The 11210-nt window shown below is 58.7% G+C and carries 12 protein-coding genes and 1 pseudogene; 10 read left to right on the top strand and 3 right to left on the bottom strand.

All coding sequences use genetic code 11. The features are described from left to right. Window positions 1-215: pseudogene (locus tag IVB48_RS00300) on the bottom strand (IS5/IS1182 family transposase); the annotation flags it as partial. Between the two features lie 347 nt (window positions 216-562). Here IVB48_RS00300 and IVB48_RS00295 point away from each other — a divergent pair. Both IVB48_RS00295 and IVB48_RS00290 read left to right on the top strand, forming a co-directional pair. Beyond that, window positions 563-826, top strand: a complete 264-nt coding sequence (locus tag IVB48_RS00295; RefSeq protein ID WP_247341862.1) for a hypothetical protein — start codon at window positions 563-565, stop codon at window positions 824-826. Window positions 827-1254: 428 nt separating this feature from the next. Beyond that, window positions 1255-1404, top strand: a complete 150-nt coding sequence (locus IVB48_RS00290; protein WP_247299031.1) for a hypothetical protein — start codon at window positions 1255-1257, stop codon at window positions 1402-1404. Between the two features lie 328 nt (window positions 1405-1732). On the opposite strand, the gene IVB48_RS00285 is transcribed toward IVB48_RS00290, so the two are convergent. Then, entirely contained in the window at window positions 1733-2287 is a 555-nt protein-coding gene (locus IVB48_RS00285) for a peroxiredoxin (protein WP_247341865.1), read from the bottom strand. 516 nt (window positions 2288-2803) lie between these two features. Between IVB48_RS00285 and nifH the strand changes: the two genes are divergently transcribed. The 3 genes from nifH to IVB48_RS41280 all read left to right on the top strand — a co-directional run bounded on the left by nifH (window position 2804) and on the right by IVB48_RS41280 (window position 5536). Further along, window positions 2804-3694 carry a nitrogenase iron protein gene (nifH, locus tag IVB48_RS00280; RefSeq protein ID WP_026233535.1) on the top strand — a complete coding sequence of 297 codons (891 nt, stop codon included), beginning with the start codon at window positions 2804-2806 and terminating at the stop codon, window positions 3692-3694. 66 nt (window positions 3695-3760) lie between these two features. Next, window positions 3761-4489 carry a nitrogen fixation protein NifQ gene (locus IVB48_RS00275; protein WP_247341870.1) on the top strand — a complete coding sequence of 243 codons (729 nt, stop codon included), beginning with the start codon at window positions 3761-3763 and terminating at the stop codon, window positions 4487-4489. 168 nt (window positions 4490-4657) lie between these two features. Beyond that, window positions 4658-5536: a hypothetical protein gene (locus IVB48_RS41280; RefSeq protein WP_247396313.1), complete on the top strand. Its 879-nt coding sequence runs from the start codon at window positions 4658-4660 to the stop codon at window positions 5534-5536. A 30-nt stretch (window positions 5537-5566) separates the two neighbouring features. Here the strand turns inward: IVB48_RS41280 and IVB48_RS00265 are convergent, their stop codons facing one another. Continuing rightward, on the bottom strand, window positions 5567-5725 hold the full coding sequence (locus IVB48_RS00265) for a hypothetical protein (RefSeq protein WP_247396311.1): 159 nt from the start codon (window positions 5723-5725) through the stop codon (window positions 5567-5569). 116 nt (window positions 5726-5841) lie between these two features. Between IVB48_RS00265 and nifW the strand changes: the two genes are divergently transcribed. From nifW to IVB48_RS00240, 5 genes are all read left to right on the top strand, one after another. Then, complete coding sequence (gene nifW, locus IVB48_RS00260; protein ID WP_247396320.1) at window positions 5842-6174, top strand: nitrogenase stabilizing/protective protein NifW; 333 nt, start codon at window positions 5842-5844, stop codon at window positions 6172-6174. A gap of 1173 nt (window positions 6175-7347) precedes the next feature. Continuing rightward, entirely contained in the window at window positions 7348-8460 is a 1113-nt protein-coding gene (locus IVB48_RS00255) for an electron transfer flavoprotein subunit alpha/FixB family protein (RefSeq protein WP_247396317.1), read from the top strand. A gap of 11 nt (window positions 8461-8471) precedes the next feature. Continuing rightward, window positions 8472-9779: an FAD-binding protein gene (locus tag IVB48_RS00250; protein WP_247285953.1), complete on the top strand. Its 1308-nt coding sequence runs from the start codon at window positions 8472-8474 to the stop codon at window positions 9777-9779. Window positions 9780-9820: 41 nt separating this feature from the next. Next, window positions 9821-10117, top strand: a complete 297-nt coding sequence (locus IVB48_RS00245) for a ferredoxin family protein (protein ID WP_247279062.1) — start codon at window positions 9821-9823, stop codon at window positions 10115-10117. A 706-nt stretch (window positions 10118-10823) separates the two neighbouring features. After that, window positions 10824-11117, top strand: a complete 294-nt coding sequence (locus IVB48_RS00240; RefSeq protein WP_247396309.1) for a hypothetical protein — start codon at window positions 10824-10826, stop codon at window positions 11115-11117. Window positions 11118-11210 lie beyond the last annotated feature (93 nt).

The raw sequence follows: 11210 nt of genomic DNA, 5'->3' as shown, positions 1-11210 counted from the left end.
TAGAACACCTGCAGCAGCAAGGCGCTCAGCAATTGCTCCGGAGGGATCGAAGGACGTCCCTCGCTGGCGTATAGCTTTCCAAGGCTGCGGTTCAAATCATTCAAAACATCCCGGACAAGTTCCCGGACCTTCCGCAGCGGATGGTTCGCTGGCACTCGCTTATCCGGCGCGATGTACGAAAACAGGCCGCCCTGATCCGTAAACCTGCCGCGCATGATCGTCTCCGCCGATTCGAGATGATAAAGTGAATCATCAAGTCCCCTCCCTGGCGAGGGGGTTTTTCAGCAGACTGCTAGTGCATCAATAGTATTGGGGCTTGGAAATATCATACTACAAACTAGTGAGTGAAGTCGGCGCGTTCAAGCAGAAGCGCTTTTCGAGTTGTTGTTTTGAAGACGCATCGAGTGTCCCATCTCTATCGCTTGCTTCCATGTTGAAGGCGCTGACGTGCACGTGGAAAATCAGGTTTGTCACGCGAATAAAGATCCAGATGACAGAGGACAAATTCGCGTGTAGTTCCGGTTCTTATCTCAAAGAGAAAAATCCGCTGGAATAGTTGTCGATGACCATTGATATGGTAATGGGAAGCAGTTGCGTCTTCGCCAAAAACAAGACGCTCCAGGCAGATGTGCAAAGCGAAATCGGAGAACACGTGGCAAAAAGCACCAAGCGCAAAGAGTATAGTAAGGATGACGTCAAGCTGCTCAAGGCGCACTCAAAGGCCCGCACCCCTGTAGCTAGGGTTTCAAAGCTTATGAAGCGATCCGAGGGCTCTCTAAGACAGAAAGCACGTACCTTGGGGATTGGCTTGGGTCACCAGCGCTGATATCCGCCTCAATGTTCGGAAATTGACCGGCGTAATGATCGAGACGGCCAGGCGGCTTACGACCGCCAGGCCACCCGATCGCTTCAGGTCCCTGCGCCCAAGGGTCAGCTCGCGCCATGAACGAGCTGACCGATTTCCTGATAGACCGGCTCACTTGGCCTAAAACTCGTCGAGTCATGGTTTTAATCAGGGACTGATAAGCCCGACTCGTTCGTCTCATAGTGCGGCTTACATCGGTCAATATAGATTTATCGAGCCCGGAAATACGGTCCGCGAGCTTGCCGGCGGATCATCATCCCGGCCGGTAGACGTCATTCGGCGCTGAGCTATCTCCCTCTGCCTCCATCCTTCTCGAGGCGCGGCTACTGGAACCTAGTTGCCCCGAAGAGGGAGCTTGGCACGATTTTTCCGAGTCCGTGGGTGCCGGCATGTCGGCCTACAGCATTAGCGGCCTGCGGCTGACGCAGATCGCTCCGATGATGCTGCGGGCCGGCAAGGCGCAGAAAGAAGGGAATAGCCGCGGTCCGGCCTACGGCGACAACATAAAGGAACTCCGGCAGGAGATGTGCGTCGAGTAGGCGCAGAAGCGTACAAGTATTTTGTATGTTCATGCGGAGCCGCCTCGGCATCCTCTTGTATGCGGGATTTGTTATGAGGTGAGCAAGAGCGGTGGTGAACCTTGTTCATCGTCATCATCGAGGCTGTTGATTTCGCCGCCGCGACTGCCGCGCGCGGACAGCGCGGCGGCCGCGGTAGACTCCATGGTGGCGATGAGAATTGAATTGCGTGCCGCACTCGCTAGCAGCAGGCCGCATTTGCGGTAAGATCGCCTGTATCCAGAAACGATTGAATATGACGTCCTTCGAATTCGGGAGCTGCTCCTTGCTGAACTTTCGATATGTTGCCTCAGGCAATTTTAAGCGTGTCGCCGCCGATTTCGCGGTTGCAAGGGCAGAGCTCTTCCGTCTGTATCGCATCCAGAACGCGTAACGTGTCCGTCGGGCTGCGGCCGACATTGAGGCTTGTCGCATAGACATGCTGGACCGTGTTCTCAGGATCGACGATGAACGTGTAGCGATGCGCGATGCCATCACGCGATCGCACTCCAAGGCCATCGACCAGTGCGCCCTTGGTGTCCGCAAACTGCCAGATCGATAAACGGTGCAGATCCTTGTGCTCACGCCGCCAGGCGAGCTTGCAAAACTCGTTATCGGTCGAGCCACCAAGCACGATTGCATCGCGATCGGCGAAATGCTTGGACAGGCGAGCAAACTCAGCGATTTCGGTTGGGCAGACGAATGTGAAATCCTTCGGGTAAAAGAAGATGACTTTCCATTTTCCGGGGAAACTCCTCTCAGTCAGCGTCTCGAAGGCGCTCTGCCCGTTCTCCTCTGGCAGGTGAAAGCCGGGCTTCACGCCTGTGATGTCGAACGGCGGCAACTTACTTCCAATTCCAGGCATATTGTCCTCACAGCATCGCGTCACACGGAAACAGCGTTCCGCGACTGGCAAAGCAAGCGATATGCCACCCCTCTGATGGCAAGTCCCATCATGCCGGTCGTGGAACATTCGCCTTTGATGATGGCGGTGTCCCTATCTGCACCGTGTGGTCTCCTCAATTGACTCGGCCCGGCATTCCCCGTTGCGCGCTCCTTCGCCCGCCTCTCGCAGGGGAATCCACGCGCCCCGCTTTGTCGGTTTTCTGTCAGAGCCCTTGCCGCTGTCGGGTCCACCACAGCTTCCGGTCTCGGGCGCTGCGCTATTAGTCAAGCCTAATCAGATGCTTAACGCGCGTGCGAACGAATGGCACGCCAGTTGCTAACTGAATGCAGCAACAAGGAGTGAGGGCTGAGGGCACGCCGACGCCGATGGCGAGCGATGGCCTCCTTCCCGAAACCCGTGTGCCCACGTTTCTGAGAGAGAAACAGCCTCGCGCGTTCGGCGCGCAAAATTGGCAATCGGTTGATGGAGAGCAACATGTCTTCGCTGAGACAAATCGCGTTTTATGGCAAGGGTGGCATCGGCAAATCGACAACGTCGCAAAATACGCTGGCGGCTCTTGCTGAGCTGGGCCAAAGGATTCTCATCGTCGGCTGTGATCCCAAAGCGGACTCGACTCGCCTCATCCTGCACGCCAAAGCGCAGGACACCATTCTGAGTCTGGCGGCGAATGCCGGCAGCGTTGAGGACCTCGAAATTGAGGACGTCATCAAGCTCGGCTACAAGGACATTCGATGTGTCGAGTCCGGCGGTCCAGAGCCGGGGGTCGGGTGCGCCGGAAGAGGCGTGATCACCTCGATCAACTTTCTGGAGGAGAATGGCGCCTATGAGGACATCGACTACGTCTCTTACGACGTGCTGGGCGACGTCGTCTGCGGCGGCTTCGCGATGCCTATCCGCGAGAATAAGGCACAGGAAATCTACATCGTGATGTCCGGCGAGATGATGGCCATGTATGCCGCCAACAACATCTCCAAGGGTATTCTGAAGTATGCGAATTCCGGCGGCGTGCGCCTCGGCGGCCTGATCTGCAACGAGCGCCAGACCGACAAGGAGCTGGAGCTGGCAGATGCTCTTGCCAAGAAGCTCGGCAGCCGGCTGATCTACTTCGTGCCACGAGACAATGTCGTGCAGCACGCGGAGCTGCGCCGCATGACTGTGCTGGAATACGCGCCAGAGTCCAAGCAGGCGGATCACTATCGCAATCTCGCGACCAAGATCCACAATAATGCGGGACAAGGCGCCATCCCGACGCCAATCAGTATGGACGAGCTCGAGGATATGCTCATGGAGCACGGCATCATCAAGCCTGTCGACGAGAGCCTGGTCGGCAAGACCGCCGCCGAGCTCGCCGCTGTTTCGGCATAGTTCATCTTGTCGGCCTTCTCGACCGGGGAAGGCCGACATCGTCCACTCAGAAGCTGCGGGACCTTCATGATTGGCATACAAAGCGAATTTGCCAATACGGTGTCATCTCCTGTATCAGCAGCTCACGTCGCCGAGCAGCGCGATGCGAGTGAGCTCTACGGGCTTCTGACCGGGCGCCATCCAACAGAAGTCGACATCAGCGACGATAACGATTTCGATCGCCATGTGCTCGCTTGCGTTCTCGCCGCATCCGCTATGGATGGCGGCCAACTTCCCGAACGGGCCGGCTTGACTAACCAGGAGCTCGATGCGCTGTTGGTGCAATGCTTTCCATCGACGCCGATCAGGAGTTGTACCTGGCGCGAACAGTCCGCGTTACCGGCTCCTGACGAGACGATTATGGTGCGAGACCTCCTGCTTGCGCAACGTTCCACTCATGGAGAGGTCGGCGGCTGGCTCGCGACGATGATCGCGCGGCGCGCGATGGAGCCTAATCACCTGTGGGAAGATCTCGGTCTGCGGGAGCGGGACGAATTGTCCCGCCTCCTGATGCGCCATTTCGGGCCGCTGGCGGCTCGCAACACCAAGAACATGCGGTGGAAGCGCTTCTTCTATCGCACGCTATGCGAAGATGACGGTCTGGTGATGTGTACCACGCCGGTCTGCACGGAATGCAATGATTTTGATCTTTGCTTCGGCGAGGAGAGCGGGGAGAGCCGGATGGCCGGACGCCGGCGGGATCATCTGCGTCGTCTCGATGACTCCGTCCAAGCCATCCGAAGTTCGCAGGGCTGAGCTCATATTGGATGCCCGCTCCTCGGCGCGAGTCCCGGTGTATCGGACCAGCTTTCGGCCAACGGTCACATGACCGGACTGAGGGTTTGAAAAGACACCGGGTAAACAACTTCGCGCAGGCAGCCTAAGCAGGACGCGGCGGGGCCTGATCAACGGGCTTGATAACTGGTGGATGCGACCGTCACATTTACCGCCAATATGTTCTATGTTGACGCGATCGAGGCCAACATCCGCCCTCTCGATCGCGCCCCGCTGACTTTTTACGAACGCCGACTTGTGGTTGGACGATGCGATGGCTCAAGAATCTTCTTCGATCAGCGCCGGGATGCACGCGCCTTCCCCGAACTGTTGCAGCTTGAGGTCAGGCCCGAACCGTTGCCCGGCTGCCAAGCTTTCAAGCTCGGCGCTTGCCTCCAGCTCGGTCGCAAGCGCAGCGAAGCTGGCGCTCCGCCGGTTCCACCCTGTCGGATTTGCGACACACCCGACAAATCTGAAATGCGACGTCATTCACAGGTTCTCGGGAACTCGAGCGGGTTGGCACAGCAGTTGCTGAACAGCTTTCGGAATAAACCTACGGAGCCGCTGATGGCGTTCGCTGCCGCAATCACCGCGCCCGACAAAGATCAGTCGAGGTCCATAGTCCTTAATGACACCACCTTGCGCGACAACAGACACCGGGCGTGGCCTTCGCGACACCGGAAAATGTCTCGATGGCGCGTGTCGCTGGCCGCGGCCGGAGTCACGGAGATCGAGGCCGGCACGCCGGCGATGGGTCAGGAAGAGATTGCCGCGATCCGAGCGGTCGCCGAAGCTGGCCTCGCGGCCACGATCATCGGCTGGTGCCAGATAAAACCCGCGGATGTCGATGCGGAGATCGAGGCCGGTGTTTCGATGGTAATCCTATCGATTCCATCGTCGGACGCGCAGATTGCGGCGAAACTCGGTGGCGCCGTTTGGCCGTGCGCGTCGTGGCCCACGCTCGCGACAAGGGACTGGGTGTCGCGCCAGGTGGCGAAGACTCCTCGCGTGCCGATGTCAACTTCCTGATCGACCCACCGCATTGTGATCGGCGAGCATTCAGAGCTTGCCGCTATCACTTCGCTGTTGTCCGACTTGCAGCTTTCGGTCACCGCCGACGAAACCCAAACCATTCTCGCGCGCGTCCGTAAGCATGCCGTCGAGCACAAAGGCCCGGTTTCGGAGGAAACGGTGGTGGCGATGTGGCGCGACATTCATGAGAGATCGCTCCTCAACGGAGGGCGATCAGGTGGTCAGCCATGCGCTTCGCGCGATCAGGTTGGAACATTCGGGCCAGGACGGCTTCTGGTCGCGGATCTAGATGGAGGTTGAGAATGACGACGGACCGGATCCTTTCGCAATTGAACAAGGCCTCCGCGGCAGAGGAGTTTTTTGCACTGCTCGGCGTCGAGTACGATGCGAAAATCATCGACGTGGCGCGGCTTCATATTCTGCGTCGCATGGGCGAATATCTCGCGCTCGAGGAGTTTACCGGTGCATCCGATCCTGACATCGCCTCGCGTTGCAAGGCCACGCTCGAGCGCGCCTATGCCGATTTCGTCACGTCCTCCCCGATCGAACAGCGCGTGTTCAAGGTCTTGAAGGATGCGGCCGCACCACAATCGAACAAGCATCAAGCATTGGTGCAGCTCGGTTCTTTGGAGTGAATTCAGTTTATATCGTGCTCTGGAGCGTGAAGGTTCAGAGAACCTGCCAACCACCCAGGGCGTCGAATTCAAACGCAAGTTGCAGTGACGGCCGCGGGTCCGCAGCTTGGACACTCGGCTCCCTAAGAGCCAATCACGGCTCAGCGCTGATATTTCCGTCGCTTCAGGCTGGTGCCCATGGTGCACCTATCTCCTGCAATTGTACGCCGGCAGCGAGGAGCACATATTTGGCGAGGAAAGAGCACCAAGATGCGGATGACTGTCTTCTGTCGCATTCTGGACATAGGTTCAGCACGGTGTCGAATGTTCCGATCCTCGTGAGAGGCCGCCAATCCGATTTCCTTCAGTAAGATTCTGTATTGGCGGTCAATTTTCATCGTCTGCGCAATTGGTACGACAATTGCTGACATTTACTCAGCTAGTCTGGAGAAACGAATGCACATTTTGGTCCGCATCGAGTTTGTTTTTGACGCCGCGCAGTTTCGCGCGCGCTGCCTGTCGACACCATGATACGTCGCGACGCCAAAGCGATGGTTGCATATTCCGGCCCGGCTGAGCTGAAAGCTGCGCTTGATCCGCGCCAAAGATTCGTCGACGAAATCACTCCCCCTGGCCGATCTATGGCCGAGGTTTTCCGGGCGGCGCCCTTGCTCTCCGGCGCTGGTCGCGCGGCGCCGTTGACGGGCGGCTTCACCGCCGGCCCTCGTGCCCTCGCCAAGAGTTGCGGGCATGTCGCTGCAATCGGAAATATTGCGAGGGCATTCGGAGTAATGGATCGCGTTTTCACCGGCAAGCTCGCGGCCGGCAATGGGACCAGCCGAGCCTCTGGCAGGTCCTCGGTCTGTTCCAACTCGGTTGCATCTCGAAGATGAGGGGGACCAATCGATCGGATCGAGTGACCGCGCGGTTGCGTGCCTCACTAGTTCCATTGCCAAACGGTGACCCAGAATGCCGAACCGGGAAAGAACGCCCAAGCGCGTGCTTCCGGGCTCGTCGATCAAGGTCCAGCAACGGGTGTCTGGGCCCCGCGCTGCTGCCAGGCAGTGTTGAAAAAATGGCGGCGGGCACGCGGCCGAACTTTAACTGAAGCAATCTTCACCCGCGAATTCAAAGCTGGAGGCGGAGCACGCTTCGCTGGCGAGCCGCTACTGAACACGGATGGGAGTACAGATGATGAGCACCGCACCCAAAAGCGCAGCTCCGGCCCCGGGTGGTGGTCGCGCGGCGACCAAGAGGGAGCTGCCCGAACGATTCAAGGCTTATAGGCACGTCTGGGTCTTCATCGAGCAGGAACGCGGGATAGTGCACCCCGTCTCCTGGGAGCTGATGGGTGCCGGCCGCCGGCTCGCCGACAAGCTCAACGTTGACCTCGCCGCGGTTGTCATCGGCCCGGTCGGGGAGACAACGCAGCAGGCGGTCGCCGAATCCTTCTGCTACGGCGCCGATCTTGCCTATATCGTCGCGGATGATCTCTTGGCCGATTATCGCAATGAATCCTACACCAAGGCCCTGTCAGAGCTGGTCAATACGTACAAGCCGGAAATCCTACTCCTAGGGGCAACTACACTGGGCCGCGACCTCGCCGGCTCAGTGGCCACCACACTGCTCACCGGTCTAACTGCCGACTGCACCGAGCTCGATGTCGATGCCGACGGCTCGCTTGCAGCGACCCGGCCGACGTTTGGCGGCTCACTATTGTGCACGATCTACACACTGAACCATCGTCCACAGATGGCAACCGTCCGTCCGCGCGTGATGCCGATGCCCGAGCGCGTGACCGGCGCCGTCTGGCGCGTCATCTCGCATCCGCTCGGGCTTGTAGAGGAAGATATCGTCACAAAAGTGCTGTCGTTCCTCCCGGACCGCGATTCTACAAAGTCCAACCTTGCCTATGCCGACGTGGTCGTCGCTGGAGGGCTCGGTCTGGGATCGCCTGAGAACTTCCAACTGGTACAGCAGCTCGCGGACGTGCTTGGCGCCGAATATGGCTGCTCGCGGCCGCTGGTCCAGAAGGGCTGGGTCACCGCGGACCGACAAATCGGCCAGACCGGGAAAACCATTCGGCCAAAGCTTTATATCGCGGCCGGTATTTCCGGCGCGATCCAGCATCGCGTTGGCGTGGAGGGGGGCGACCTCATCGTTGCCATCAACACCGACAAGCACGCTCCAATCTTCGACTTCGCCCATATCGGCATCGTCACCGACGCCATTCGACTGTTGCCCGCGTTGACCTCTGCATTCCGCGCGCAGCTGTCGCCGCACTCGCACGACCGCATCGCCGGCTAGGGGAGCTTGTTATGATCGAGGAAAGATTCGACGCGATCGTCGTCGGTGCTGGGATGGGCGGGAATGCGGCAGCGCTTACCATGGCCGAGCGGGGCCTAAAAGTGCTGCAGCTGGAGCGCGGCGAGTATTCGGGGTCGAAGAACGTGCAAGGCGCCATCCTCTATGCCGACATGCTGGAGAAGCTGATCCCGAATTTCCGAGAAGATGCACCGCTTGAGCGGCATCTCGTCGAGCAACGCTTCTGGATCGTGGACGAGCGTTCGCACACGGGGATTCACTATCGCTCCGATGATTTCAACGAGGAGAAGCCGAACCGCTACACCATCATCCGCGCGCAGTTCGACAAATGGTTCTCGCAGAAGGTCCGCGAGGCCGGCGCCACGGTGCTGTGCGAGACCACGGTGACCGAGCTCCTCCAGGATTCCCATGGGAGGGTCGTCGGGGTGCGCACAGACCGAGATGGGGGTGAAATCCATGCAGATGTCGTCGTGCTGGCCGAGGGGGTAAACGGAGTGCTCGGGACGGGTGCGGGCTTAAGAGGGCGGCCGAAACCGGACAAGGTCGCACTCGCGGTCAAGGAGATGCATTTCCTGTCGCGCGAGACAATCGATGCTCGCTTCAATCTCAAAGGCGACGAGGGGCTCGTCATCGAAGCCGCCGGAACCATCTCCCGCGGCATGACCGGTATGGGCTTCATCTATTCCAACAAGGAATGCATATCGCTCGGTATCGGCTGTCTTGTTGCCGATTTCCAGCGTACTGGCGAGACGCCTTACGGCCTCCTCGAGGGCTTCAAGCGTCACCCGTCCGTCGCGCCGTTGATCGAGGGTTCGGAAGTAAAGGAATATTCCGCGCATTTGATCCCCGAAGGTGGATACAGAGCGATCCCGCAGCTTTGTGGTGAGGGCTGGGTCGTTGTCGGAGACGCCGCCCAGCTCAACAACGCCATCCATCGCGAGGGGTCCAATCTGGCGATGACGTCGGGCCGTATCGCCGCGGAAGCGATCTGTCTTATCAAATCGCGAAATGATCCGATGACGGCCAAAAATCTTTCGCTTTACAAAAAACTCCTGAATGAATCCTTCGTGATCAAGGACCTGAAGAAGTACAAGGATATGCCGGCACTGATGCACACCCACTCGCAGAACTTCTTTCTCACATATCCGCAGCTCTTCTCCAAGGCGATGCAGGATTACGTGCGCGTCGACGGCACACCAAAGCTTGAGAAAGAGAAGCTGATGCTGAGCTCGTTCATCAAGGCGCGGTCGTGGAGTGGATTGTTCAGCGATGCCCTGCGCATTGCCCGGGCCTGGCGGTGATCATAAACCAAAGACAACGACGAACGACGGAGCCAGAAGCAATGCCGAGCGAGCCATCCCGACGTGTCGAAGACAAACTATTCTACAACCGCTATCTCGTTGATTCCGGCCGCGCCCATATCAAGGTGCGGCCGCACACCACACCTTCGTCGCGGCTCTTATCGATGCTGAAGGCCTGCCCTGCACGGTGCTACGAGCTCAGCGATAAAGGTCATGTTGAGGTGACAGTCGACGGGTGTATCGAGTGCGGCACCTGCCGGGTGATCTGCGAAGAAAGTGGTGATATCGAGTGGAGCTACCCACGTGGCGGTTACGGTGTGCTATTCAAATTTGGTTAAAGCTTCGGCGTCGGGGCTGATTGGCAGGCTGCGGCGTTCTGGCGGTACAACGAGATCCCGCGCGAGTTTGAGATTTCGCCTGATTCAATCGAGTCCCGATCTTTCCATCTACCGGGCGGGCCCTTCCCAGGTTCCGCTACAATATGCCCGGAGATACCCAAAGCGAGCCGGATCCGAAACAGGGCGCAACGCATTGGCGGGAATAGGTCGTCCATCTCGGATCGACCGATCCTGGTTCTCTTCCCCAAAATCCGGCCGGTTTCGTCCTTCTTGGAGTTCGCGGCGATCCGCCTGCCGCCACTGCCTCGCAACGCTGCCTATCACCTCAAACGGAACGCTGGAAGCAGGATTTCGCTTTGCCTTAGCCGCCGACCCGACAACGTGCCATCGAGCGCCTTGTAGACTAGACAAGCACGAGCGGATCACGAAACTAGCGATTTGCGACTCCTCCGCGCGACCCCCCGGGGGGTGCGCATCGTCAGGCGCGCTGCGCGCATGCAGCACACAATTTTGCCCTTTCATTCGCCTGTATCGCCGGGACATATGGTCGGCCGGAGAGCATGACGATGGTTGGATTACAAAAGAGCAGGGCAGCCGCTAACGCGCGGCGAGCAGAGGCACGCCGTGAGAGTTCGGTGGGCGACATCCAGGCCCGCATAGCCGAACTGAGAAGCTTGCCGCGCGAGAAGCTCGCTGTGCGGTGTTCATGCTCCCGATGAACGCAAGACGGCAGGGCGAGTTGATACGACATGCGATCGAGAGGCGTGCCGAGGTCAACTTGGACTTTGATCCGCCGCCGAACGCTGATTTCGCGACCTATCTCGCAAATGATGTGGTCTCGACCTTACGCCACCACGTTGCTGACCTTCCGACCTTGCTGGACCTGTTGGTTGAGCGAGCGCCTGACGTCTGCTTCACCGTCGATCGGGAGGAGGCCGTTTCGCTACTGGCCGCAATCATTCGCGAACACCGGCTCGAAGGAGTCCTTGAAGGCCTCTAGCAGTCTGCTGAAAAACCTTGGAATGGAGAATTTTCATTTTTCCGCCGGTCGTTTTTGGAGCGGCGCGGTAGAGTTGGATGTAATTTCGAGCTT

Source organism: Bradyrhizobium sp. 76 (assembly GCF_023073025.1).
Classification (GTDB): Bacteria; Pseudomonadota; Alphaproteobacteria; order Rhizobiales; family Xanthobacteraceae; genus Bradyrhizobium.
This window is presented reverse-complemented; position numbering and strand designations above follow the sequence as displayed.

Excerpts from the sequence above, each read along its gene's own strand:
- IVB48_RS00295 (WP_247341862.1), top strand. The coding sequence starts at position 563 with ATGACCATTGATATGGTAATGGGAAGCAGTTGCGTCTTCGCCAAAAAC.
- IVB48_RS00290 (WP_247299031.1), top strand. The coding sequence starts at position 1,255 with ATGTCGGCCTACAGCATTAGCGGCCTGCGGCTGACGCAGATCGCTCCG.
- IVB48_RS00285 (WP_247341865.1), bottom strand. The coding sequence starts at position 2,287 with ATGCCTGGAATTGGAAGTAAGTTGCCGCCGTTCGACATCACAGGCGTG.
- nifH (WP_026233535.1), top strand. The coding sequence starts at position 2,804 with ATGTCTTCGCTGAGACAAATCGCGTTTTATGGCAAGGGTGGCATCGGC.
- IVB48_RS00275 (WP_247341870.1), top strand. The coding sequence starts at position 3,761 with ATGATTGGCATACAAAGCGAATTTGCCAATACGGTGTCATCTCCTGTA.
- IVB48_RS00265 (WP_247396311.1), bottom strand. The coding sequence starts at position 5,725 with ATGAATGTCGCGCCACATCGCCACCACCGTTTCCTCCGAAACCGGGCC.
- nifW (WP_247396320.1), top strand. The coding sequence starts at position 5,842 with ATGACGACGGACCGGATCCTTTCGCAATTGAACAAGGCCTCCGCGGCA.
- IVB48_RS00255 (WP_247396317.1), top strand. The coding sequence starts at position 7,348 with ATGAGCACCGCACCCAAAAGCGCAGCTCCGGCCCCGGGTGGTGGTCGC.
- IVB48_RS00250 (WP_247285953.1), top strand. The coding sequence starts at position 8,472 with ATGATCGAGGAAAGATTCGACGCGATCGTCGTCGGTGCTGGGATGGGC.
- IVB48_RS00245 (WP_247279062.1), top strand. The coding sequence starts at position 9,821 with ATGCCGAGCGAGCCATCCCGACGTGTCGAAGACAAACTATTCTACAAC.
- IVB48_RS00240 (WP_247396309.1), top strand. The coding sequence starts at position 10,824 with ATGCTCCCGATGAACGCAAGACGGCAGGGCGAGTTGATACGACATGCG.